Origin of the sequence: Horticoccus luteus, assembly GCF_019464535.1 — a bacterium.
In the GTDB taxonomy this organism is placed as follows: Bacteria; Verrucomicrobiota; Verrucomicrobiia; order Opitutales; family Opitutaceae; genus Horticoccus; species Horticoccus luteus.
Window position 1 is genome coordinate 3,136,149 of sequence record NZ_CP080507.1, and the last position, 25,050, is coordinate 3,161,198.

20 protein-coding genes and 1 tRNA gene are annotated in these 25,050 nt (G+C 64.9%); 3 read left to right on the forward strand and 18 right to left on the reverse strand.

What is annotated here, in order from left to right; genetic code table 11:
- Nucleotides 1-16 precede the first annotated feature (16 nt).
- The 10 genes from K0B96_RS12865 to K0B96_RS12910 all read right to left on the reverse strand — a co-directional run bounded on the left by K0B96_RS12865 (nucleotide 17) and on the right by K0B96_RS12910 (nucleotide 13,906).
- Complete coding sequence (locus K0B96_RS12865; RefSeq protein WP_220161293.1) at nucleotides 17-2,233, reverse strand: lipase maturation factor family protein; 2,217 nt, start codon at nucleotides 2,231-2,233, stop codon at nucleotides 17-19.
- 215 nt (nucleotides 2,234-2,448) lie between these two features.
- A tRNA-Gly gene (locus K0B96_RS12870) sits at nucleotides 2,449-2,524 on the reverse strand.
- A gap of 45 nt (nucleotides 2,525-2,569) precedes the next feature.
- Complete coding sequence (locus K0B96_RS12875) at nucleotides 2,570-3,418, reverse strand: PstS family phosphate ABC transporter substrate-binding protein (protein ID WP_220161294.1); 849 nt, start codon at nucleotides 3,416-3,418, stop codon at nucleotides 2,570-2,572.
- A 41-nt stretch (nucleotides 3,419-3,459) separates the two neighbouring features.
- A complete protein-coding gene (locus tag K0B96_RS12880; protein ID WP_220161295.1) occupies nucleotides 3,460-4,866 on the reverse strand; it encodes a sigma-54-dependent transcriptional regulator in 1,407 nt (468 codons plus the stop codon).
- Between the two features lie 95 nt (nucleotides 4,867-4,961).
- Entirely contained in the window at nucleotides 4,962-5,162 is a 201-nt protein-coding gene (locus K0B96_RS12885; RefSeq protein WP_255558662.1) for a SlyX family protein, read from the reverse strand.
- The gene (locus K0B96_RS12890; RefSeq protein WP_255558663.1) at nucleotides 5,159-5,734 is read right to left on the reverse strand and encodes a response regulator; all 576 of its coding nucleotides are present in this window, start codon (nucleotides 5,732-5,734) and stop codon (nucleotides 5,159-5,161) included. Before K0B96_RS12890 ends, K0B96_RS12885 begins: the two co-directional genes overlap by 4 nt.
- 199 nt (nucleotides 5,735-5,933) lie before the next feature.
- Nucleotides 5,934-9,896, reverse strand: a complete 3,963-nt coding sequence (locus K0B96_RS12895; RefSeq protein ID WP_220161296.1) for a PAS domain S-box protein — start codon at nucleotides 9,894-9,896, stop codon at nucleotides 5,934-5,936.
- Nucleotides 9,897-10,002: 106 nt separating this feature from the next.
- Nucleotides 10,003-12,162 carry a thioredoxin domain-containing protein gene (locus tag K0B96_RS12900; RefSeq protein ID WP_220161297.1) on the reverse strand — a complete coding sequence of 720 codons (2,160 nt, stop codon included), beginning with the start codon at nucleotides 12,160-12,162 and terminating at the stop codon, nucleotides 10,003-10,005.
- Between the two features lie 127 nt (nucleotides 12,163-12,289).
- On the reverse strand, nucleotides 12,290-12,772 hold the full coding sequence (locus K0B96_RS12905) for an OsmC family protein (RefSeq protein ID WP_220161298.1): 483 nt from the start codon (nucleotides 12,770-12,772) through the stop codon (nucleotides 12,290-12,292).
- Nucleotides 12,773-12,859: 87 nt separating this feature from the next.
- A complete protein-coding gene (locus K0B96_RS12910; RefSeq protein WP_220161299.1) occupies nucleotides 12,860-13,906 on the reverse strand; it encodes a deoxyhypusine synthase family protein in 1,047 nt (348 codons plus the stop codon).
- An 87-nt stretch (nucleotides 13,907-13,993) separates the two neighbouring features.
- Here K0B96_RS12910 and K0B96_RS12915 point away from each other — a divergent pair, with 87 nt between their 5' ends.
- Nucleotides 13,994-14,923 (forward strand): DMT family transporter, encoded by a 930-nt coding sequence (locus tag K0B96_RS12915; protein ID WP_220161300.1) that lies wholly within the window; start codon nucleotides 13,994-13,996, stop codon nucleotides 14,921-14,923.
- A gap of 156 nt (nucleotides 14,924-15,079) precedes the next feature.
- A complete protein-coding gene (locus K0B96_RS12920) occupies nucleotides 15,080-16,954 on the forward strand; it encodes an ABC-F family ATP-binding cassette domain-containing protein (protein WP_220161301.1) in 1,875 nt (624 codons plus the stop codon).
- Nucleotides 16,955-17,148: 194 nt separating this feature from the next.
- Here K0B96_RS12920 and K0B96_RS12925 read toward each other — a convergent pair whose 3' ends face one another.
- From K0B96_RS12925 to K0B96_RS12960, 8 genes are all read right to left on the reverse strand, one after another.
- On the reverse strand, nucleotides 17,149-18,453 hold the full coding sequence (locus K0B96_RS12925; RefSeq protein WP_220161302.1) for a thymidine phosphorylase: 1,305 nt from the start codon (nucleotides 18,451-18,453) through the stop codon (nucleotides 17,149-17,151).
- Between the two features lie 74 nt (nucleotides 18,454-18,527).
- Nucleotides 18,528-19,076, reverse strand: coding sequence for a hypothetical protein (locus K0B96_RS12930; RefSeq protein ID WP_220161303.1), 549 nt, complete (start codon nucleotides 19,074-19,076; stop codon nucleotides 18,528-18,530).
- A gap of 116 nt (nucleotides 19,077-19,192) precedes the next feature.
- Nucleotides 19,193-20,419: an ABC transporter permease gene (locus K0B96_RS12935; protein WP_220161304.1), complete on the reverse strand. Its 1,227-nt coding sequence runs from the start codon at nucleotides 20,417-20,419 to the stop codon at nucleotides 19,193-19,195.
- Nucleotides 20,416-21,159: an ABC transporter ATP-binding protein gene (locus tag K0B96_RS12940; protein ID WP_220161305.1), complete on the reverse strand. Its 744-nt coding sequence runs from the start codon at nucleotides 21,157-21,159 to the stop codon at nucleotides 20,416-20,418. Before K0B96_RS12940 ends, K0B96_RS12935 begins: the two co-directional genes overlap by 4 nt.
- Nucleotides 21,156-21,353, reverse strand: a complete 198-nt coding sequence (locus tag K0B96_RS12945) for a hypothetical protein (protein ID WP_220161306.1) — start codon at nucleotides 21,351-21,353, stop codon at nucleotides 21,156-21,158. Before K0B96_RS12945 ends, K0B96_RS12940 begins: the two co-directional genes overlap by 4 nt.
- 14 nt (nucleotides 21,354-21,367) lie before the next feature.
- A complete protein-coding gene (locus tag K0B96_RS12950) occupies nucleotides 21,368-22,108 on the reverse strand; it encodes a LytR/AlgR family response regulator transcription factor (RefSeq protein ID WP_220161307.1) in 741 nt (246 codons plus the stop codon).
- Nucleotides 22,105-23,238 carry a sensor histidine kinase gene (locus K0B96_RS12955; protein WP_220161308.1) on the reverse strand — a complete coding sequence of 378 codons (1,134 nt, stop codon included), beginning with the start codon at nucleotides 23,236-23,238 and terminating at the stop codon, nucleotides 22,105-22,107. The genes K0B96_RS12950 and K0B96_RS12955 overlap by 4 nt, the downstream gene beginning before the upstream one ends.
- Nucleotides 23,239-23,338: 100 nt before the next feature.
- Complete coding sequence (locus K0B96_RS12960; protein WP_220161309.1) at nucleotides 23,339-24,034, reverse strand: phytanoyl-CoA dioxygenase family protein; 696 nt, start codon at nucleotides 24,032-24,034, stop codon at nucleotides 23,339-23,341.
- 78 nt (nucleotides 24,035-24,112) lie between these two features.
- Here K0B96_RS12960 and K0B96_RS12965 point away from each other — a divergent pair, with 78 nt between their 5' ends.
- Nucleotides 24,113-24,892 (forward strand): AraC family transcriptional regulator, encoded by a 780-nt coding sequence (locus tag K0B96_RS12965; RefSeq protein WP_220161310.1) that lies wholly within the window; start codon nucleotides 24,113-24,115, stop codon nucleotides 24,890-24,892.
- Nucleotides 24,893-25,050: the final 158 nt, after the last annotated feature.

The window sequence follows — 25,050 nt, forward strand, 5'->3', positions numbered from 1 at the left end:
CTCGCGCACCGCGCCCTCATTTCACCGGACTCACGGCCGCCGCCTTTAACTTCGCCACGATCGCCTGCGCGTGTTTTTCCGCCGCCGCTTGCTGCTCCGCGTTCAACGCGCGCGCCGCGACGTCGCGCCCGCGCGCGCCTTCCTGGTTGCCCGACAATGCCGCGACTTCAAACCACACATACGCTTCCGCAGGATCCGCCGTCAGACCCTGCCCTTGGAGATACATCAGCCCGAGATTGTATTGCGCGAGGGCGTGGCCCTGCTCCGCCGCCTGGCGATACCACGCCGCCGCAGCCGCGTCGTCGCGCGGCACACCCGCTCCCGCGGCAAAGCTCAGCCCAAGGAAAAACTCCGCCACCGGATCGCCCTGCTCCGCCGCCAGCCGAAACCACTGCGCCGCGACCACGCTGTTTTTGGCCACCCCGTCGCCATACGTATACATCATCCCCAGCCGCGTCCGCGCCTCCGTTTCGCCGTGCTCCGCCGCCAGCTGCAACCACTTCGCCGCCGCACGACTGTTCTTCGCCGTGCCGTTGCCGTCGGCATACATCAACCCGAGCCGTTGCGCCGCCGCGGCATTGCCGCGCTCCGCCATCACGCGCACTTCGTCCAGAATCGACGCCGCCACCGTCACCTGCCCTTCGTCGTCGACATACAACATCGGTTGATAATCGCCGAGGTAGTCCTTCCGCCAATAGTTGCCGGTCGCTCGGTAGGTGGCCCAATCGGTGAACCGCAGGCGATAAACCGGCAGGCGCATCATCGTCGGCGGATGATCGGGAAACGGATTGCTCGCGAAACGCGCCAGCACCGCCGGACTGCCCTCCAACAAGCGCCGCGCCACCACGCCAAAGACCGGCGAGAGCTTGTCGCCCGTCGCCTCGACCTGCAGCGTCGCCTCGAACCGCGGATACCACGGCGCGATGAAACCGCTCATGCGATCCGGCCGCTGCGGCTGGTAGCGAAACGGATACACCCGCCACGTCCGGCCATTGTCGTTGGAACCTTCAAACTCCACGGCGTGCCGCTCCGGCAACAAGCCCGCGTAAAGCGTATACGGATTCGCACTGTGAAAATCCGCGAACAGCGTTTTCAACGGCGCGAGCAGCGAAAAGGGCCGCGTCGTTTCCGGCAGTCCCAGGTAGAGTGCGAACACATAAATCGTCACATAAAAGTGCGTCCACAACGCCGCACGCAGGCCGTAGCGTCGCCACCGCGGCAGCGGCCGGACGGGCTGCGCCAGCGCCGCGCGCGTCGCGATCCAATGCTGCAACCGCGACCAACGCATCCAACCCGCGGCCGACGCGAGCATCTGGTCATCCAGCAGCACAAGACCGAACGCCGCCGCCGCCGTGTTGAGCCAGCCGAAATTATTCGTGAGCTGGATGCCCGCCTGAAATCCCACCCACGCCACGAACGCAAACCACCGCCCGCGGCGTCCACCGAAAATCGCGACCAGCGGCGCCACGATTTCCGCCAGCCATGTCAGCCCCGTCTCAATCACATGCTGGGCGTGCGGCAAGTGGTGATCGAAATAGCCGATGATCGTCGGAAACGGACTGGTCTCATAAAGCACATCCAGCGCCGAAAAATCCCGCCAATGCGGATCGCCCACGAAGACTTTCACCAACCCCGACTCGAACATCACACGAAACAAAAACCACCGCACCATGAACACCGTGATCGGCCGCGGCGGTGACGCCTCTCCGAGGCCCGGTCGATATCCCGCCGGCGCGAACGGAATGCACAGCAACGCCGCCTCGAGCATCAATTGATCCACCTGCGTGCCCGAAAAAATCTGCCACGTCGCCACAAACGACAGCAGCAACAGCCAGCACGCAAACAGCGCCATCCGCGGCCACAAATTGAGCACCAACGCCACCGCCGCAACGAGTCCGCCCCACGCCAGCAGCGTCACCATCGTCGGACTTGCGTTCAGCCAGAACAGACTCGGCGCGTGCAGCAGATCCGCCGCCGCACCGGCGTGCAATTCCTTCACGAACGAAAAAAATTCGCCCAACGGCGCGATGCCTTGCGGTCCGATCAACGCCTCCCGCTCCACGATGACGCCGCTGAAAACGAGCACGTAAACCAACCCGATCGCCCGCAACACGAACCATCGCGGCCAAAGGAACGTCGCGTCGCCGAGCCCCGCAAACGCCTTCAGCTCCCGCCCCACCCCGCTGATGCCACGCTTTAAGGCGGAGTTGGCAGAGGAACGAGGCGCGGTCACACGAGCGGCCGGAATTGCACGAGACACGCCCCTGAGGCACACGAATCTGCCGCGAGAGTCAGGCCAAAAACGCACACCCCCGCGCACACTCGCAGAAGAAATTTTTCCTCTTTTGGCCTCGCTTGGTCCCACCGGCCGTTTCCCGCTCTTCACGCAAACTGGCACGTGCGAGCACGAAAAAGCGCCTCGGGACAACCCGAGGCGCTGATCTGAAATGGAGCGGGCGAAGAGACTCGAACTCTCGACGTCCACCTTGGCAAGGTGGTGCTCTACCAACTGAGCTACGCCCGCGTATGAGGGGCGTAGAAGTAGAGCCTCGCCGCCGACCGTCAACTGCTATTTTTCGAGCACTTCGAGTTGGTAAGCCACGCCTGCCCGCACCGATTCCGGCAACGGCACACGGCCCGCCTCGCGCCACCGCTCCGCCGCGTCCGCGCTCAATAATTCCCGCACCACCGGCAATAGCGGCCTCGCCGCATCCCGGCGCAGCACCAGATAAACCGGCCAGCGCAACGGATAATCACCTCGATAAACGTTTTCCGCCGTCAGCGCAAAAGCCCCCGCCGCCGGGTCCCGCGCGATCGAAAGCGCTTTCAATCCCGCCGCTGCTTCCACCGGCGCTGCCGTGAGGACCACGATCCCCGCGTCTGCCGGCACCCTCGCGCGCAATGCCGCCCAGTCTTCCTGCACGCCCACCGTGGCCGCCATCGCGCGCCGGCCGAGCACCTGCTGACGGAAAATCGGCCCCGTCAACGCCCCCTCGGGCGCGAGCACATGGGGCGCGATCGGCCGCGTCTGCCACGGTCCCACCACGCCCAGATCACCCCACCGCTGCATGTTTTTCTGGCGATCCGCACCGAAAATCCCCGCCAGTTGCTCCAACGTCAGCTCCGCCAGTGGCAAGTCGCGCGGCACCTCCACCACGACCACCTCAAACGCGATCGGCGTCGCGAAAAACGGCGCTTCGGGCAGTTTTTCAGTCGGCGAAAACATCAGCAGGCCGATCTGCGCCTTGCCGTCCTGCAGCTCCTGCCCACCGCGATAGCTCCCCGTCAACTCCACGCTGACCGCCTGCCCCGTTCCCGCCAATTCCCGTTGCATCGCCGTCGCCCATTTTTCGCCGAGCAGATCCGACGCCACGATCCGCACCACTGGCGCCGCGATCGCCAGCGAAGTAGCAGCCACGAACGCCGCCGCGCCCAGCATCCCGCGCCATAAGCCGCGCCTCATCGATCGAGCACGTCCAGCTCCGGCCACTGCGCAATCTTGCGGTGCAACGTGCGCCGGCTGATGCCCATGAGCTTCGCCGCCTTCGTGCGATTGCCCCGCGCTTTGAGCAACGCTTCCCGCACGAGGCGCTTCTCGTTTTCCTCCACTGAGAGCGGATTCGCCGCCGGCGCGGGCAAATTCGGTGCCCCGCCTCCCGCGTTCTCCGCGCCGCCACCTCCGGCCCCCCCGTTCGCCGTCGTGCGAAATCGCGGTTCCAAATCGAACTCGCTCAACGACCCGCCTCGCCGCAGCACCACCGCGTTTTCGCAGAAATTCCGCAACTCGCGCACATTGCCCGGCCACGGATAGTTTTGCAGCGTGCGCATCGCGCCCGCTTCCACCGTCAGCAGCGGCTGCTTGTTCTCCTCGCTGAACTCCCGGAGATAATGATTCAGCAGCAGCGGGATGTCCTCCGGCCGCTCACGCAGCGGGGGCATCGAAATGCGCACCACGTTCATCCGGAAAAACAGATCCTCGCGAAATTTTCCGTCGCGCACCATCTGTTCCAAATTGCGATTCGTCGCCGCCACGAGGCGCACGTCGAGCTCCAGCGGTTTGCTCCCCCCGACGCGCTCAATCGTCCTCGTCTCGAAAAACCGCAGCAGCTTCACCTGCGTGGACGCACTGATTTCGCCGATCTCGTCGAGAAACAAAGTCCCGCTGTCCGCCGCCTCGAACCGCCCGATCCGCCGCTCCGTCGCGCCGGTGAAAGAACCGCGCTCATGCCCGAAGATTTCGCTCTCCAGCAGATTTTCCGAGAGCGCCGCGCAGTGCACCGCCACGAACGGCGCGCGCGCCCGCGGACTCGCCTGGTGAATCGCCTGCGCGATGAGTTCCTTGCCCGTGCCCGATTCGCCTTCGATCAGAATCGTGGCCCGCGAGGGCGCCACGAGCTTCACGCGATCGATCACCTCCTGCAATTTCGGCGAGTGCCCGATGATGCCTTCGAACTGAAATTTCTCATCGAGCCGCTCGTGCAACTGCTTCACCTCCACCTCGAGGGTCTTCGTCTTGAGCGCCCGCTGGATCAACACTTCGAGCCGCTCGATGTTCACCGGCTTCGTCAGAAAATCCACCGCCCCACGCTTCATCGCCTCCACCGCCGTCTCGATATTGCCGTACGCCGTCATCATCAGCACCGCCGGCCGGTTGGGCAGCGCGAGGGCCTTGTCGATTACCTTCAGTCCCGATTTCCCCGGCATCCGCAGATCCGTCAAAATCACGTCGAACGGCTGCGATTCCATCAGGTTGAACGCCTCGTCCGCATTGGCGCCCAGCGAAACATCGTAGTTGTCCTCCAACGCCTGTCGCAACCCGTCGCGGGTATGCTTCTCGTCGTCAACAATCAGGACGCTCGGCACCATGCCGCCAATCCTCACTCCGGGCCTCTCACGGTCAACGGGGAAATGGGACGAGATGGCGCACTTGATCACGCCCGGCCGCCGGGCCGCCGCTCGCGTCAATAATGCGGCGGACGTTCGTCGGCCTGCTCGCCTTCGCCCGCCTCGCCTTGGTTCGCCACGCGCTCACGCGTCACCTTGAGTTCGGCGCGGAGCCGCTCCACCAGCTCGGTTAATTCCAGCATCGCTTTATCCTGCTCCGTCTGGTGCCGCTCCAGATACGCCACCTTTTCTTCGAGCCTCAGCACGCGCTCGTTCACGATCCGCCCCCTTTCAGCTTTTCCATCTCCGGCACGATCACGCGTTGATAACAATCGGGACAAATCGAGTGGCTGAAATCGCTTCCGGTGCGCTCGTTTATGTAGCTCTCCATCTGCTGCCAGTAATTTTGATCGTCTCGGATTTTTTTGCAGTAGGCGCAGATCGGCAGGAGTTCCTCCAGTTGCCGCACCTGCGTCGTGTAACGCAGAATCCGCTCGGCCACGCGCAGACGCGTCCAGAGCTGCGTCATATCGAGCGGCTTCGTCAAAAAGTCGTCCACGCCCGCCTCCGCCGCGGTGCGCTGGTTTTCCTCGGTCGCATCGTGCCCCGTCAACAGGATGAAATACACGTATTGCTGCTGCGTCCGCGCGCGCACCCGCCGGCACAATTCCAAACCATCCATGCGCGGCATCGTCCAGTCGCTGACAATCACGCGCACCGCGTCCGCTTCGAGCGCCGACCACGCCTCCTCGCCATCGCCCGCCAACACCACGTCATGCCCCAGACGCGTCAGCGCCTTGCGCATCACAGTCGCCGCCACCTTGTCATCTTCGACCGCGAGAATTTTCACCAAGCAAGAGCCTCAAAGTTTTTATGAAAGAGGCAACACACAGAATGCGACAGTCGCCTCCGCTCCTTAAAGCCACTGCCGCTGATCGCTCGCACATCCGTTAAGTCGCGGAAGCGTTGCGACTAAAGAATCCGCGTTCGCAGCCGCGCCGGGCTTGCACGTCCGCGAGTTCGCCCCCAACCGCGCCGCGCTGTCCTCTTTATTCGCCGTTACTTGCCTGCCTTCGCGCCAGCACCCCGGTTCGCAGTAGCGCTTCCGTCAACTCTTCCGGCCGCACGGGCTTGCTCAAATAGTCGTCCATCCCCGCGTGCAGACACTTCGCACGATCATCGAGCATCGCGTAAGCGGTCAGCGCGATGATCGGCACCCGCGGGTTCAACACCCCGCCTGCCCCAGCCCGAATGCGCCGCGTCGCCTCATAACCGTCGAGCGTCGGCATCTGGCAATCCATCAACACCGCGTCGTAATGCCGCTCCGCCAGCTGCACGACGGCCTTTTCGCCATCGCCCACCACATCGACCGTGTGCCCCAGTCGCTTGATCAACATCTGCGCGACCCGCTGATTCGTCGCGTTGTCTTCCGCGAGCAGCAAGTGCAACGCCCGCCCGACCTGCACGGGTTGCGCCGCCGCCGGGGATTTTCCCTCCGCGATCGCCGCACCGCGACCCAACACCTGCGACAGGCAGCGCTGCAATTGCGCTGCCCGCACCGGCTTCGTCAAAAACGCCGCAAACTGCACCCGCGCCACTTCCTCGTGATTTACCAGCGGCCCCGCCGACGACAACATCACGAGCATCGTCGATGCGATCTGCGGATCAGCCCGGATCTCTTTCGCCAACGCGAGCCCATCCACATCCGGCATATGCCAGTCGAGGAGGGCCACGTGAAATTCCGCCCCGCGACCGGCCGCGCTCCGCAACGCCGCCAGCGCTCCGGCGCCATCGCTCACAAGCGTCGGCTCGACCCCAAACCCCCGCAACTGGCGCGCCAGAATATCGCGGTTCGTCGAATTGTCATCCACGACCAGTGCCCGGACATGCGCAGGAATCGACAGCGGCAGCGAGACCACCGCCGCGCCCCGCCGCGGCATTTCCAGTTCAAACCAGAAACGCGAACCGCGCGCGGGCTCGCTCTCAAAACCGATCTCCCCGCCCATCAGTTCGACCAACTGGCGCGAAATCGCGAGGCCCAGCCCAGTCCCGCCAAAGCGCCGCGTCGTCGTGCCGTCCGCCTGCGTGAACGGCTGAAACAACCGCTCCTGCGCCGCGAGCGGAATGCCCACGCCCGTGTCGCGCACCGTCACCCGGAATCGCGTGCGCTCGTTGCGCTCCGCCAGTTGTGCCACGCTCACGACGACTTCGCCGTATTCCGTAAACTTGATCGCGTTCCCCACCAAATTCGTGAGGACCTGCCGGATGCGCCCGGCGTCACCGAGCAACGTGCGCTGCAACCGCGCGTCGAAATCGCACGCCAGCTCCACATGTTTGTCGTGCGCCCGCGGCGCCAGGAGCGCCAGCGTCTCCTCCACGACTTGGCGAAGATCAAATTCCGCCGGCTCGATCCGCATCTTGCCCGCCTCGATCTTGGAGAAATCCAGAATGTCGTTGATGATCGTGAGCAGGCTGTCCGCGCTCCGCAAAATCACGCCCGCCATCTCGCGTTGCTCCGCCTCCAGCGGCGTCTCCGCGAGCAACCCCGCCATGCCGATGATGCCGTTCATCGGCGTCCGGATTTCATGGCTCATGTTCGCCAGGAATTCCGATTTCAACCGCGAGGCTTCCAACGCCTGGTCGCGCGCGTGCGCCAGGCTCTGTTCGAGCTGTTTGCTCAACGTGATGTCCTGCGTGAAAATCACGATGCCCCCGATGTCTCCCGCCGCATTGCGCCACGGCCGCGCTTCCCAGCGCAGCCACTGCTGCCCGCCCTCCGGGCGCAGTTGCGTTTCCACGTCCGCCACCTCCACCGCGCCCGCCAGACAACGATCATAAGTCGCCCGCCGCTCGGCGGAGATTTGTGGAAACACCTCGTAATGGCAGCGCCCGATCACCGCTTGTCCCGTCAGTTTGTAGTCCGCCAGCCACTGCCGGCTCACCACCAGATAACGCATCTCACGGTCGAACATCGCCACCGACGCCGGCGCGTGCTCCGCGAACAACCGCGTCCGCTCCTCGCTCTCGCGCAACGCCAGCTCCAGCCGCTTGCGGTCGGTCACGTCTTCCAATTGCGACACGAAATGCACCGGCGCCCCATCGGCGTCGCGCAGCAGCGACACAGTCAACCGCACCCACACCACGTGACCGTCGCGGTGAAAATAGCGCTTTTCCATCTGATACGAACGCCGCTCCCCTCGCAGCAATTCGCGCACGTGACCGATGTCCGCCTCGAGGTCGTCGGGATGCGTGACCGCTTGAAATGTCTTCCCGGCCAATTCCTCCTCCGTGTAGCCGACGATTTCGCACACCGCGTGGTTCACGCGCATCCACCGCCCGTCCAGTCCGATGATCGCCATCCCGATGCCTGCAAATTGAAACGCACTGCGAAACCGCTCTTCGCTCTCGCGCAGCGCGCGCTCCGCCCGTTTCGCCTCCTCCAAACTCACTGCAATCCCCAAAAAACCCGTCACCGCGCCCCGCCCGTCGCGCAGTGTCGTGATGCTCAACCGCACCGGCAAACGGCGCCCGTCCTTCCGCACATAGACCCACTCGCGCTCATCGCTCCCATCGCGCCGCGCCAGCATCGCGAAGACATTGAAGCCCGTCTCCGCCACCGCGCCCGGCATCCCGTCCAATTCCGCCGCCCGCGCCCGCAACTCCTCCAACTCGTGAAACCGTGCGGGCGTTTCCCGCTCCACGACTTCCGTCGCGTTGTAGCCCAGCATTTTTTCCGCGCCCGCGTTAAAGAGACAAATCCGTCCGTCCAGATGCGTGCCGATAATCGCCGGCCCCGCCCCATCGAGCACGGCGCGCTGCAGCCGGTTCACTCCGGCCAGCGAATCCCGCGTCTCGATCACCGCGCGCTCCGCCCGCCGCGTCCATATCAGCGCGGCGACGAAAAACACCAGTCCCAGCGCATTCCCCAGCACGAGCAGCCGGTTCGTCTGCACGGCAAGTTGCGCGGCCGAGGCCTTTCGATCCGCGAGCAGCGCCTGCTCCCGTCGCGAAATCACCTCCGTCAACATCCGCAAGGCCTGCAGCGTGCTGCGGTCCGCGTCGGCGTCCGCCGCCCGCCCCGCCGCCTTCAGTTCTCGCGCCCGCTGCACCCATGCGTTCACCAAATTCTCCAGTTTCTGCCCCTGCTCCGCCTGCGCCGGATCGTCGGCCAGCAACATCCGCGTCCGCCGCGCAGCGTTTTCCATCTGCCGCGCCGCTGAATCAAAGACCGTCCCCTGCGCCAGGGCTTCCGTCCGCGACCACACCGTCATCAGATCGCTCGCCCCCAATTCCACGCGATCAACCGTCGCGATCACCTGCTCCGCATGCGTTGCCCACCGCACCGACTCCTGCTGATCGCGATTACTCACGATCGCGGCCGCACTCACCAACGTCGCCGTGACTCCCGCCGCCCCGAAAAAGACCAGTGCGCGCATGACCGACTGCTCGCGCTCCGCCACCCGCCCGTGAATGCGCAACAACAACGCCGTGCTCACCAACCCTGCGCCACATGCCGTCGGCACCGCCATCGCCGTAAAATGCCCCCAGCTGAACGCGCTCGGCAGTCCCATCACATAACTCACCAGCGCCAGCAACGCCGCCGCCACCACCCCCGCCGACATCGCACCCACCCAACGCGCCATCCGTTGCGGCCACGTGGCCAGCACCAACGACGCCCCCAGCAACGCAAACGCCACCGCCGAATTCGCCGCCATCCGCCCCCGCACAATGCCCGCCACCTGATCGGCCGCCGGCCACAAAAGCCGGTCGATGCCCAGATTCGCGTGCAGCGGAAATTGCACCGCCGTCAGCACGCCCACCGTTCCCACGATCGCCCCCAGCACGCGGGCGAGCGTCAATTTTTCGTTCGCCAGCGCCATCACCCCGATGCCCAGCAACAGCAGCGCCACGCCCGAATTAAACGCCATCGCCGCGCCGCCCGGCACCAGCGTGAACAGCACCGGTGCCGCCAGAAACCACCCCGTCATGCCAATCCCGCCCAGCGCGGCCACGACACTTCCGCACCCGATCAGGGCGCGGCACTTTAAGGAAGGCTCCGGTCTTTCCATTCGCTTTTGAGCGTGGGCCTCGCGGCGGGAAATGCGAGCGCTTTGCGATTTAGCGCGCCAACAGGTTACCCAAGTCCACTGCGGTCCTCACGGGCGCCTGACACGCAAACGCCTCGCAAACATAGGCGGTCGCCCGCCCTTCGATCGGCTTCATTTCCGCCATCCACGGCGCGCGTCGACCCCACCATTCCCGCGTCGCCGTCGTCACGCCCGCCACCAATCGTTGCGCGCGCAACTGACCGTGCACCACGTCGGCCAGCGCCTCGAAATCCGCCGCGCCCGGCTCGCCCGCCAGCACGACATGCCGCGGCGGCTCCAACGCCAGTTCCAGCGCGCACAGCAACTGCGGCAACGCGTGCGGCGCTTTCGACCACTGGCCGCGCAACGCCTCGATCGTCGCCCGCCCGCGCGCGCGCCAATCCTCTCGCTCCAACAGACCCGCCAGCCGCAGCAAATTCATCGCCGCCACGCTCGCCGGCGCCGGCTCCGCACCGTCGTAATCCTCCTTCAAACGCAGCACGAGATCCGCCGCGCCCGCCGCCGAATTAAAATACCCGCCGCCCGCCTCATCCCAAAACAATTCATCCATCCGCGTCTGCAGCCGCTCCGCCCACTCCAGCCAGCGCACCTCGAAGGTCGCCGCGTATAAATCCAGCGCCGCCTGAATCACCGCGGCATAATCCTCCGCAAAACCCGCCGCCGCGCCGCGTGCTCCCCGCCAGCTCCGATACAGCACGCCCTGCGCCTCGTCCCACAGTTCGCGTCTGAGAAATTCCGCCGCCCGCACCGCCGCCGCGCGATAAAACGCCCGCTGGTCGCGCAACGATTCTGCCGGCGTCACCGCCGCCCGCGCCAGTGCCGCGATCATCAGGCCGTTCCACGCCGCGATCACCTTGTCATCGCGCTGCGGCCGCGGTCGCGCCGCTCGCACCGCCCGCAGCCGCTCCAACGCCGCTGCGAGCCGGTCACTCGCCGCCTGCAGCGGCAACCCCAACTGCGTCGCCGTCCTCGCGAGAGAGCGCTGCTGCGCGAGAATATTCCGCCCCGCGAACTCCCCCTGCGGATCGCGCGCCGCCGGCACGTTGCCCTTCTCCTCCACGCCAAAATGCGCCGCCACCAGTGCATAATCCTCCCCCAGCGCTCGCCGCAACTCCTCCGCCGTCCACACATAAAACGCGCCTTCCGCGTGCTCCGTGCCACCCGCCTCGCGCAACGAATCCGCGTCCTCCGCCGAATAGAATGCCCCCTCCCGCGACGCCAGTTCGCGCCTCACATAATCGAAAATATCCCGCGCCAGCCACGCGTGCCGCTCGTCGCCCGTCGCCTGCCAGGTCTCCAGCGCGTTCAGCGCGATCTGCGCCTGGTCATAAAGCATTTTTTCGAAGTGCGGCACCTGCCAGTCTTCATCCACCGCATAACGATGAAACCCGCCGCCCACGTGATCGTGAATCCCGCCGCGCGCCATCGCCCCCAGGGTCGTCGCCGCCATGTCGATCGCCGCCCGCCCGACTTCGCTCTCCCGCCCCTGCAACGCTGCGCAGCGCAGCAAAAACATGACATTGCCCGCGCGTGGAAATTTCGGCGCTCCGCCAAAACCACCCCGCGCGCCATCGAAATTCTCGTGGAAATACTGAAAGCCCTTCTCAAACGCATCGCTCGCCGCGTCCGCCAGCTCCCGCTCCGCCGCCGCCCCCGTCTGATCTTCACTCAAGCGCGTGCGCAACGCGTCGATCACCCGCTCGCTTTCGGCGACGAGTTTCTCCCGATCGTGCTGCCATCCGTGCGCGATCGCTCGCAAGACCGACGCAAACCCCGGCCGCCCTGCACGATCCTCCCGCGGAAAATACGTGCCGCCGAAAAACGGTTTCAATTCCGGCGTGAGCCACGCCGACAGCGGCCAGCCGCCGTGACCCGTCACCGCTTGCACGTAAGTCATGTAAATCTTGTCCACGTCCGGCCGCTCCTCGCGATCGACCTTCACCGGCACGAAATGCGTGTTCAACACCCCCGCGATCTCCGCGTCTTCGAACGACTCATGCGCCATCACATGGCACCAGTGACACGTCGAATAACCGATGCTCAGGAAAATCGGTTTCTGCTCCGCGCGCGCCCGCGCAAACGCGCCCTCGCCCCACGGTTGCCAGTCCACGGGGTTCTCCGCGTGTTGCAGCAAATAAGGTGATTTCTCGTGCGCGAGTGCGTTGGCCATGGCGGCGTAAAGAAGACCGCGAACGCCGCAAAAGAAAAGCGGCGTCTGCGCCGCGCCCTCCTCAAAGCTCCGCCGCGGCCGTCACCGCAGCGCAGCCCGTCCGCTGTCCGCCACCGCACCGCCCGTTTCACTCTCCCTCCGACCGCGTCACTTTGATCGTCGGCTCTATTTCCACGGGGAAATTGACCGAACGCGCTATGAAACAGAATCGATGCGCCTCCTCGTGCAACGCATGCGCCCGCACGGCGTCGCTCCCTTCCGCGATCGTTACCGTGGGCCGCAGGGTCACTTGCACAAATGCCCCGCCGCCGTCCGCCGCTTCGTCCATGTAGCCGGCCGCGTCATCGCAGTAGTGCGTGACCACGATCCCGCCGACCGCACACAGGTGCAGATACCAGAGCATGTGGCAGCTCGAAAGACTCCCCACCAGCATCTCCTCAGGATTGTGCCGCGCCGGATCGCCGCGAAACGCAGGATCGCTCGACGCCGCAATCGGCGACTTGCCCGCTCCACCGACGACATGGTCCCGGCGGTAACTGCGGTAATCTGCTGTGCCCGCCCCGTCATTGCCCGTCCACTGCAAGTGCGTTGTGTAAAGGTGTCTTTTCACCTGCCGCTCATGTGGACCGGCGTGCTGTCGCCGGCCCACGTTCGCGCGTCCCCGCCTCCGGCACGCCCGGCCGCGCGGTTCTGCACGTTACTGCCCCAGCACCCACGCAAACACCAGCGGCGCGACGATCGTCGCATCGCTCTCGACAATATATTTCGGCGTCTTCGAGCCAAGTTTGCCCCACGTGATCTTCTCGTTGGGCACCGCGCCCGAGTAGCTGCCGTAGCTCGTCGTCGAATCGCTGATCTGGCAGAAATAGCCCCACAGCGGCACATTCGTGCGCTGCAAATCCTGGTGGAGCATCGGCACCACGCAGATCGGAAAATCACCCGCGATGCCGCCGCCGATCTGGAAAAATCCGATCGAGCCTTCGCCGTTGCGCAGCGTCTTCGCCGTCTTCGTATACCATTCCGCCAGCCACATCATGTATTCGATGCCGGTGCGCACCGTGTGCACGTTCTTCACGTCGCCGCTGATCACGTGGCCGGCAAACATGTTGCCCAGCGTCGCGTCTTCCCAACCCGGCACGATGATCGGCAGGTTTTTCTCGCACGCCGCCAGCATCCACGAGTGCTTCGGATCGATCTGGTAGCTCTTCTTGAGCTTTCCCGAACGCAGCACCTTATACATGAACTCGTGCGGGAAATACCGCTCGCCCGCCTTGTCCGCGGCCACCCACTCCTCCAACACCGCCGCCTCGATCCGGCGCATCGCTTCCATCTCGGGTATGCACGTATCCGTCACGCGGTTCATGTGCCGCTCCAGCAACGCCTGCTCGTCTTCCGAGGTGAGGTGACGGTAATGCGGCACGCGCTCGTAATAATCGTGCGCGACCAGGTTGAAAATATCCTCCTCGAGATTCGCGCCCGTGCAGACGATCGCATGGATCTTGTCCTGCCGGATCATCTCCGCGAGCGAGATGCCCAACTCGGCCGTCGACATCGCCCCGGCGATCGTCACGAGCATTTTCCCGCCCGCCTTCAGATGCGCCTCGTAGCCTTTCGCCGCATCCATCAACGCGGCCGCGTTAAAGTGCCGGTAGTTGTGGGCTACGAATTGCGACACCGGCCCCTTCTTGGCGGCAAGGGCGGCATTCACGGCTTCCGGTTTCACTTTGGCTTTCTTGGCTTTCATGGGCGGGAGAACTAGAGGGGCGCTCCCGCGTTTCGCCACAAAAAACCTTCGCGTCCTGCGCCCGGCTGCCTTCCCGTCGCCGTCTCGATGTTCGCCGCCTTCCTCGCCGCGTTCTTCTTTGCGCTCAACGCCACCTGCGCCACCCACAGCGTGCGGGCGAGCGGCGCGCTGCGCGCCAACCTCGGCCGGCTCGTCGTCGCGGCGGTCGTCCTCGGCCTCTTCGCCCACACGCTCGGTCGCGGTTTCGCCAGCGCGAGCGTGCCGTGGTTTTTTCTGAGCGGCGTCATCGGCATGGGCCTGGGCGACCTCGGCGTTTACGGCGCGCTGCCCCTCCTCGGGTCGCGTCTCACCGTGCTCATGACCCAGTGCCTCGCCGCGCCGATCGCCGCCCTCGGCGAATGGTGGTGGCTCGGCACCCGCCTCACCGTCACGCAAATGTTCTGGGGGCTCCTCATCCTCGCGAGCGTCGCCATCGCCCTCACCCCCAGTAAACGCCACCCGCCTCGCGTGAAAATCCGCCCGCTAGGTTTTCTCTTCGGCCTTCTCGCCGCGGCTGGCCAAGGCCTCGGCGCCCTCGTCAGCCGCAAAGGCGTGACCGTTGCCGACGCCGCCGGCGAAGCCGCCCACGCCGCCAGTTTCGGCCTCACCGCCGCTTACTACCGCATCCTCGCCGGCCTCGCTTTCGTCGCCCTTTGGTTCGTCGTCCTCCGCCTCCTCCACCGCCTTCCCGCCGCACCCGCACCGCAGGCCCGTTCTAATCTATTGGGTTACACCTTTCCCGCCGCGCGACTTTGGATTTTGATCAACGGCTTCGTCGGTCCCGTGCTCGGCGTCGGGTGCTATCAGTGGGCGCTGGCGACCGCGCCGAGCGGCCTCGTCCTCCCCATCGCCGCCACCGCCCCGCTCCTCGCCATCCCCATCGCCTATTTTTTCGAGGGCGACCGACCCCCACGCCGCGCGATTTTCGGCGGCGTCCTCGCCGTGGCCGGTTGCATCGCGCTCACCGCCGCGCGTTGACCGCTCGCTCGCGCCCCGGGTAAACCGCCTGGCTGCCACGCGTCGCCGACACCTCGCGCCATCCTTTTTGCTCAACGTCGGAAATACCCGGACCGCCGCTGAATCTCACGCCGACGTTGACGAATCCGCCTTAGCCCGGTCTGTTGGGCGGTTTCGATGCTGACAATCGCCGACGTTTCCAAGTCCTACGGCACCCGCGAGCTCTTCGCGGAGGTCTCGCTTTTCATTGCCCGCACCGACCGTCTCGGCCTCGTGGGCGCCAATGGCGCCGGGAAATCCACGCTCTTCAACCTCATCCTCGGCGAGGAGCGGCCCGACACCGGCACGATCGAATGGGAACGCGGCGCCGACTTCGGTTTCCTCCCGCAGGAAAGCGCGCCCGCCGGCGAAGAGACTATTCTCCACATCGCCACCAGCGGCAAAAAACTCGAACCCGACGAAGACGATTGGGACATCGACTATACCCTCGAACCGCGCGCCCGCAAAATTCTCGCCGGCCTCGGTTTCAAGGAAGGCGATGCCGACAAGGTCGCCAAGACCTTCTCCGGCGGCTGGGTCATGCGCGCGCATCTCGCCCGCCTTCTCGTCGCCGAGCCCGCGCTTCTGCTCCTCGACGAACCGACCAACCATCTCGATCTCGAAGCGCTCCTCTGGTTTCAAGACTACCTCACGCGTTATCCCGGCGGCCTCGTCGTCATCTCCCACGATCGCGCCTTTCTCAACGCCCTCTGCACCGGCATGCTCGAACTGCGCGCGCAACGCCTGCATTATTACCACGGCAACTACGATTCCTTCCTCAACGAAAAAGAGGAGCGCAAGGCGCAGCAGGCCGCCCTCTTCAAAAACCAGCAGCGCGAAATCGCCCATCTTCAGAAATTCGTCGACCGCTTCGGGGCCAAGGCCTCCATGGCCTCGCGCGCCAAGTCCAAAGAGAAACAGATCGAGCGCCTCCAGGACGTCGCCGTCGAAGAACCGATGGAGGAACTGAAGCGCATCAACTTCAAGTTTCCCCAGCCGCCGCGCTCCGGCCTCAAAGTCATCGACCTCGAACACGTCCAGCAGGCCTACGGCGACCACGTCGTGTATCGCGACCTCAACTTCACCGCCGAACGCGGCCAGCGCATCGTGCTCGTCGGCCCCAACGGCGCCGGCAAATCCACGCTCCTCAAAATCCTCGCCGGCGTGCTCGATATCCAAGGAGGCACCCGCGAGCTCGGCAGCAATGTCGTCCCCGGCTACTTCGCGCAAAACCGCCTCGATAACCTCAAGCCCGACCTCACCGTTTTCGAAAACGTGATGGAGCTGCGCACGAACGAAAACCAGCTCACCGAGCAGCAGGCGCGCGCCATCCTCGGCGCCTTTCTCTTCCGCAAAGACGACGTCCATAAACCCATCGGCGTCCTCTCCGGCGGCGAAAAATCCCGCCTCGCCCTCGCCCGCCTCCTCGTCAAGCCGCCCAACCTGCTGCTCATGGACGAGCCGACGACCCACCTCGACATCCAGTCGATCGATGCACTGATCAACGCCCTCAAAAACTACGAAGGCACGCTCATCTTCATCAGCCACGACGTGCATTTCATCCGCGCGCTCGCACTCAACGTGCTCCACGTGCACAGCGGCCGGCTCACCGCCTACGCGGGCGATTACGATTACTACCTCGAGAAATCGAAAGCGAGCGATGCCCGCGCCGCGCTCACCGCCGGCTTCACCGACGCGCGCCCGAAACAGGACAAAAAAGCCGCTTCCCCGGCCGAGGCGAAGTCCACCGCTGCCGCCGCCAGCCCGAAATTTTCCGCCGGCGAAATTCGCAAATTTCGCGAACACGTCGGCCAGTTGGAAAAAGCCGTGGTCACGTTGGAAACCCGCCAGGCCGACCTCACCGCGGAGTTGGAAGATCCGGCGACCTATGCCGACAAAGGCAAGTTTCACCATCTCAACCTCGAACTCAGCGCCCTCGTCGACCAAATCTCCGCCGCCACATCGACGTGGGAAGAAGCCGCCACGAAGCTGACCGCGATGGAGAACGCGTAACCGCGCGCCCCCGGCAACAGCCAGCGCGCCCGCCTCACGTCCTCGCCGGGAAACCCAACTCCGCTCGGGCTTCGACCACGTTGCGCAGTGGCCTTAGCGCAGCCGCAAAACGCGGACCGAAGGCCGCGTTTCCGTCAGGCCGCGACCTTGCCAGCGCGTGCTGACCGCTCGGCCTCTCGGGGCCGAATCGCCCATCAGCGAATCAACTCTTCGATCAATTTCGGCGCCGCGACCTTCGCCTCGCCGATGACGATCGCGCGTGTGAGCATGGCCGATACCTCGCTCAGCGCCTGCTCGTCGTTCGCGTGGACGATACACAAGGGCGCGCCCGCGCTCACCCGTTCGCCGATCTTCGCCAACGCGCTCACCCCCACCGCCGGATCCACCCGATCGTCCGCCTTGGCCCGGCCTGCACCGAGACGAAGCGCCGCCAGCGCGACGCCCATCGCGTCTACTTCCTGCACATAACCGTCGCCCGCCGCGGCGATCGCCCGCTGCAACCTTGCCTGTGGCAGCCGCGACGGATCATCGATTGCGCCCGCCTCGCCGCCCTGCGCCGCCACAATCTCGCGAAACTTCGCCAGCGCCGCGCCGCTCGCAATCACCCCTTCCAGCTTCCCGCGCGCTTCCGCTTCCGTCCGCGCCACCCCGCCCAGCACCAACATCTGCTCACCGAGCGCGAACGTCACCTCCATCAAATCCGCCGGCCCCTCGCCCCGCAGGCAGGCGATCGACTCGGCGACTTCCAACGCGTTGCCCACCGCATGCCCCAGCGGCTGTTCCATCGCGGTCAGGAGGGCGCGCACGTTTTTTCCGCCCGCCCGGCCCACGCTCACCAACGATTCCGCCAGCCGCCGCGCCTCCGCCTTCGTTTTCATGAACGCACCCCGCCCGAACTTCACATCGAGCACGAGCGCGTCGATGCCCTCGGCGAGTTTCTTTGAGAGGATGGAACCGCAAATCAGCGGAATGCATTCCACCGTGGCGGTCACGTCCCGCAGCGCGTAAAGCTTCTTGTCGGCCGGCGCCAGATCCTTGGTCTGGCCGATCAAAGCACAGCCGAGCTTCGCCACCTGCGCGCAGTAAGCGTCGAGCGATAGATCCGTCCGGAAACCCGGGATCGATTCCAGCTTGTCGAGCGTCCCGCCCGAGTGCCCGAGGCCGCGCCCGCTGATCATCGGCACCGGCACCCCGCACGCGACGACCATGGGCGCGAGTGGAATGGAAACTTTGTCGCCCACGCCGCCGGTCGAGTGCTTGTCCACTTTCACTCCGCGGACCGCGGTGAGATCCGCGACCGTGCCGGAACGCATCATGGCATCCGTGTAATGCGCGGTTTCCTCCGGTGTCATCCCGCGCAGGAAAATCGCCATCAACAACGCACTGAGCTGATAATCCGCCCACGAACCATCGGTCGCACCGCGCACGAAAGCGTTGATCTCGTCGCGCGTCAGCGCGTGCCCATCGCGCTTCCGCGCGATCACATGTTGGGGAAACATGCCGCCAGTCTTTCAGGCCCCCGCGCCGGCGGCAAATCCGTAAGCGCGCCCCGCTCCGCGAATTCCGTCTCCGCTTATTTCGCCCCGCGCCACGCCGCGCGCGCCCGTTGAAACGGCGAGCGCACCGAAGCCGCCACACTCCGCCCACCCGCCGCTGACGCGACGCAAACGGCCCCCGTCTCCACCGCTTTTTCCTGTCCCTCCAGCCGCGCCTCACGCTCCGCCAGCGCCGCTTCCCGCGCTTGAAGCGCTGCCTCGTGCTCCTGCATCGCCTGGCGATCGTCGCGCAGCGCGGCGCTCTCCGCTTCCAGAAGCTCCCGCGCGCGATGCAGCTTTTCCCAGCCCGCGCGCAATGCCGCCGCCTCGCCTGGCACATCGGCCGCTGCAAACGGCGCCCGCGTCGGCGTGACCGCCCCGCGCGGCCCCGCTTCCAGCCGCGCCTGCCACTCCCGAAGCCTCGCTTCGTAGGCGCGCAAATTCTCTTCTCGCACGCGCAACGCCTCGAGATCCTCCCGCACGAGCAAACGCGCAGCGTCGGTCTCGTGCGCAGCCGACAACGGTGCGGACGACACCTTTCGCGCGAATCTTAACGAACTGGAAGGCGGCGTGAAAGAGGTGCTCATGGCGACTCGTGCATCCTACCGGATCGCCCCGGCTCCGCCTAGAGGCACGGCCCGGTTTTACCGCGCGTTTACCGTGCGCCCGTCACCTTTCGTCAAAACTTTACGCCTCGCGCGCCTCAACTCCGGAAAATCACGCTCTCGCGATTGAACATCCGCACCGCCACCGCCAGCGCGACTCCTGCATAGACACAGGACGATCCGAAGATCAGCGCGATGTAGTGCCAGTGCCAGATCCCGGACAGCATCTCTTTGCACACCAGCGAAAGATTCAACAGCGGCACCAGCGCGAGTTGCGCATTGAGATCGATGCCCGGCAGCATCCCGATCACCGCCGGCATGATCACCACGATCATCATCGGCGCCACATAGCTTTGCGCTTCTTTGTAACTCTTCGCGAACAGCGCGACGGTGAAGATCACCGCGGAAAACAACACCGCGACCGGCAGCACCATCGCCAGCACGCCCACCAGCCCCAGCGGATCGATCATCGGAATCACCGCGTTCGACTTCACCGCCCCCGCCGCCGCCTTCGCACCGGCGCCAGCGAATAACGTGCCCGCCATCATCGCCGTCGTCCCCAGCGAAAGCAGCATGAAGACCATCGCCGAAATGGAGCCCGTCAGCACCATGAGGAATTTGCCCAGCACAATCTCCACCCGCGCCACCGGACTGCACAGCAGCGTTTCCATCGTGCCGCGCTCCTTCTCGCCCGCGGTGAGATCGATCGCCGGATACATCGCCCCCGTGAAACACAGGATGATGATGAGATACGGCACGATGCCGCCAAACATGTTGCCACCCACTTTCTCCGGCGGCGCCACGTTCTCGCGCTTGAAATCGAACGGCTTCACCAGCGATGCCGGCAGCCCGCGTTCCTTCAATCGCTCCACCGCCGTCTGATCGCGCAGCGTCCGCAAAAAGTTCTCCACCTCCGACACGCCCAACTGCGACTTCAGCTCACCTTCGTAATAATATATCGCCACCGCCGGCGCCTCGCCGCGTTTCAAACCGGCCTCAAAACCCTCCGGCAATTGCACCGCCGCCCGCAGCCTCTTGTCCGTGATCTGCTGCTTCCAATCCGGCGCCGCCGGGACGACCTTGAGGCTTTTCGCCGACTTGAATTGCGCCACGACTTCCGGCGAATCTGCGCCGCCGAGCACGGCGATGGCTGGAGTCTCGGCCCGGGCCTTGTTGATCACGCTCGACGCGATCTTACCCACGCCAAACGTCAGCAACGGGATCACCAGCACCGGGATGATGATCGTCGACAACAACGTCCGCCGGTCGCGCAGCGCATCGATGAGTTCCTTCCGGTAAACCGTGAAGATGTTGTGGACGTTCATGCTGCCTCCTCCGTGCCCACGGCTTTGACGAATACTTCCTCCAAATCCTGCTCGCCGTATCGCGTGCGCAACTCCGCCGGCGTCCCCTCCGCGCAAAGTTTGCCGTCGTGGATGATCCCGACCTTGTCGCAGAGCTTCTCCACCTCGCTCATCACGTGCGTGGAATAGATCACCGTCTTCCCGCGATCCCGGCACTCCCGCACAAATTTCACGATCGCGCGCGCCGTCATTACGTCCAGCCCGAGCGTCGGCTCATCGAAAATCATCACCGCCGGATCGTGCACCAGCGTGCGGGCGATTGACGTCTTCTGCTTCATGCCCGTGGAAAACTTATCACACCGGCGATCGAGAAATTCATGCATGCCGAGCTGGTCCGCCAGAAGCTGCGTGCGCGCTCGCACCGCCGCGTCCGACAAGCCGTTCAGCCGCCCGAAATACGCGATCATCTCGCGCGCCGTCAGCCGCGCATATAATGCCGTGCTCGCGCCCAAAAAACCCACGTGCGCCCGCACCTTCGCCGGCTCCGCCAGGACATCGAAACCCGCCACCGTCGCCGTGCCCGCGGTCGGCCGCAGAAGCGTGGCGAGCAGGCGCAGCGTGGTCGTTTTGCCCGCGCCGTTCGCCCCGAGGAGGCCATAAATGCGGCCGGGCTCGCACGTGAAACTCACGTCATCCACCGCCCGGATCGCCCCGCGCTTTTTGTCGTGGAACACCTTCGAAAGATTGCGGGCGTTGATCATGGGCGGCGCGCCTGGTTTTCTTCGTTCCTCCCGGCCGCGAGCATCGCCGCCGTCACGCCCGTGCCGATCGCGCAACCCATCGCCACGCCCAGCGACTTGCTGATGGCCCAGCCGATCCCGAGCCCCACCGCGGCGGCGGTCAGCCCCCGCCACCGGCAGCGCACCAGCGTGTTTTTTTGGATGATTCTTTTCATGGCAAAGCGGTCGCTCACAGACTCATTTTCTCGCGAAATTCCTGCGCCTGCCGGCGGCTGAGCTCGATCTGCGAGCCGCCCTTCAGATGCACCAGCAAACCGCCGCTGAACCACGGCTCGATCTTGTCGATCCACGCGAGGTTGATGATCTGCCGCCGGTTGGCGCGGAAAAAATATTTCGGGTCCAGCCGCTCCTCCATCGCGTTGAGCGAGCGGAAAAGCTGCGGCTGCGCGCCGTCGAAATGCACCCGGGTGTAATTGCCCTCACTCTCCAGCAAGCGGATCGATTTCACCTCGACGAACCAGCAACGATCGCCCTCGCGCACGAACACTTTGTCGTCGGCCGCGAGGCGGTCGCGCGCCGCGCTCTCCGGCGCAGATGTCGCGCCGTCCGCACTCCCCGCCACCTTTTGCCGCAGCCGCTCGATCGCCGTCGCCAGGCGCGCCGGATCCACCGGTTTCAAGAGGTAGTCGAGCGCGTTGAGCTCAAAGGCCTTGACGGCAAACTCATCGTAGGCGGTCGTGAAAATCACGTGCGGCACCGGCGGCTCGAGCGAGGCGAGCAAGTCCATGCCTGTCTCGCCCGGCATCTGCACGTCGAGAAAAAGCAGTTCCGGCTGCAACGCCGCGAGCTGTTCCCGCGCCTGCTTGCTGTTCGCCGCTTCTCCCACCACGTCCACGTCGGCAAACACGCTCACCAACCGCTTCAGTTCGTTGCGCGCGAGGCGCTCGTCATCGATGATCAGGGCTTTCATGCGCGTGAGATCTGGCTGGGCAGGATCACTTCCGCGACGACTTGCGCAGCGTCATCCGCTCGCAATCGCAGCGAAGCCTTTTCGCCGAAAAACAACCGCAGCCGCTCGGCCGCATTGCGCAACCCCAGCCCCGTCGACCCGCCCGTCGTGCCGCCCGCTCCCGCCGGACGCAGCTCGCCGGGATTCGTTACGCGCAATCGCAATTGCCCACCGGCGCACGCCGCCTCGATCAGAATCTCGCCGCCTTCCGGCCGCGGCGAAATGCCGTATTTCACCGCGTTTTCGACCAGCGTCTGGAGCAGCAGCGGGGGAAATGACAACCCCAGCGTCTCCGGCGCGACATCAAGCCGCACCCGCAGCCGCTCCTCGTGCCGCACCTGCTCCAACGCCAGGTAGTCGTTGACCACCCGCAGCTCGTCCTCAAACGGCACCGACTCGCATTGCGCCGACTGCAACGAATAGCGCAGCAAGTTCGCGAGTTGCGTCACCGCCAGCCGCGCCCGCGCCGGATCCTCGTCGATCAACGCCCGCAGCGAATTCAACGCGTTGAAGATGAAATGCGGATTCACCTGCGACTTCAGCGCCCGCAGCTCGGCGTCCTTCACCGTCGCCATCAATTGCAGGCGCTCGATCTCCGACCGGTTGAAACGATCGAACAACTGGTAGATGAAATAGACGCACATCCAGCCGACGATCAGCACCGTTCCATTGATGACGCTGATCGTGCAGAACAACCAGACGCTGTGCTTGGATTCCCACGGCAGTTGCAGCGCCCCGTAGGTGTAGCCGTAGCCGATCGCCGTCCAGGCCACCGACAGCAAAAAGGAAAACAGCAACACTCGCGGCACCAGCGCGCGCCAGCCCAGTTGCTTCCAGCCCCATCGCTTCATTACCACGCGCGCCGCGTGGGTGAGCAACACGCCCAGTGCGACGACCATCACCGTGATCGCCACGGTGCGCCACGGATCGCCCGCTTCCGACGTCGTGGCGAAGACAAACGAAAACACGAGTTGCAGGACCAGAAAAGCGCCCCATCCAAAAGCCTGACAGAACACATACAGCCGCTCCTTCTGCCGCTCACGGCGCGCCCCGTCCTGCAACAACACTTCTGTGCGCGTTAAATTTTCCATCGACACCGCCAGCTTACAACAGCCGCGCCGGCCCAGCGCAAACTTTGGACAAGCGGTTGCGCCACCCTGACGAACGGCGAACGCCTGCGCTCTGCGCGCCTCAAGCGCCCGCGGCGACCAGCACCTTGCGCGCCGGAAAATCCAAATCAAACGGTTCGTCCGCCGCCGGCGCGTGATACGTGCTGATGATCGCATACCGATCCTTGCCCGCCGTGTTCCGCGTTGAACCGTGCACGAGCCGGTCGGAAAAGATGATGGCGCTCCCGCGTTTGATCGCACACGTCACCACGTCGCCCTCGCGCCAGTCGCCATTGCTGACCTCGTCTCCAAATTCCCCGTTCGGCAGGCCTTTCTTCACCATCTGCCAGTCGCGTTTGTGACTGCCCGGCACGACCGTCAGCGTTCCGTTCTCCGCTGCGGCATCGTCGAGCGGGATCCACACCGAAAGTTTCGGCCGCGTGTTGCGCCAATAGAAACAGTCGATGTGCCACGGCGTGGAAAACGTTTTGTCGGCTGACTTGTAGACCAGCTTGTCGCTCATGAACATCACGCCGTGCGGCATCACTTGCCGCAGCGGTGCAACGAGCCGCGGATCCTCCGCCAGCGCGCGAAATGCCGCGCTCGCCACCGCCACGTGCAGAAAAACCGACGCCCCCGGCTTCGCCTTTTCCGCCAGCAGCCGCTGCGCCTCGGTTTTCAATGTGTCGCATTCCTTGGCACTGAGAAGCTCGGACAAAATCACGAAACCGTCGCGCTCGTAACGCGCCGCGAGATCGGCAGGCAGGTGGGTTTTCATGGTTAAAGCGAGCCACTCTAAGCGTTCCCGCCGCTTTCGTCTTTAGCAGCGAGGAAACTTTGTTTAGCAAATCTCGCCATGACCGCCGCCCGCGCCATTGGCCCGCCGCCCGTCGAAAGCATCCGGCTCGTGGAGCGCTTCGAACGCGCCGCGCCGGGCTTCGCGTTTACCGCCACTTCCCTCCCGGGCCATCTTCTGCATCTGGTCGTCGCGGGCGAGGTCGAGCAAAGCTGCAATGGCCGCCGCCAGCACCTCACGCCGGGCGCGCTGGTGTGGTATCACGAAGACGAATGGGTCGAAGGCCGCGTCCTGCGCGCACCCTGGATTTACTATTCGGTCAACTTTTTCGCCCCCACCTTGTCGCCGCCCGATTTTGCCGCGCGCGTCCGTCCCGCGCAGCAGTCCCTCGCCGCCATCTTCGCCGCCCTCCACGCCGCGTGGCGCCAGCCGGCGAGTGTCGAGCGCAACCACCTTTGCCACGCGCACCTGCTCACGCTGCTCGCCGCCGCCGCCCTCGATCCGTCCGCGCCGCCACCGCCGGCCGGACAAAGCCGCTTATGGTGGGAGATCGAGGCATGGGCTCGCCAGCACCTCGACCGCCCGTGTTCGCTCGAGGCCCTTTGCGCTGCGTTTCACCGCAGTCCCAATACCGTCTCCCGTGCCTGTCGCGAAGCCGTCGGCCTGCCACCGATGAAGCGCCTCAAACAAATTCGCCTCAGCCTGGCGCGCGGCCTCGTGCAACACTCCGATCTCACCATGACTGCGATCGCCAGCCGCATCGGCTACGCACGCGTCCATGAATTTTCCCGCGATTACCGGAAAGCCTTCGGACACCCGCCCACCGCCGATCGCGGCTGACTTCGCGTGACCGATCGTGGCTCGTGTCATAGACTGACAGGTGGGCTGCGCGGCCCGCGCGCGGCTTGAGCGCAGCATTACTCGATCAACTACCGCCCGCGGAGCGCACGGTCTACCCAGCGCGGCGTAAGTTTAATATGCGGCCTCACTAGGCTCAA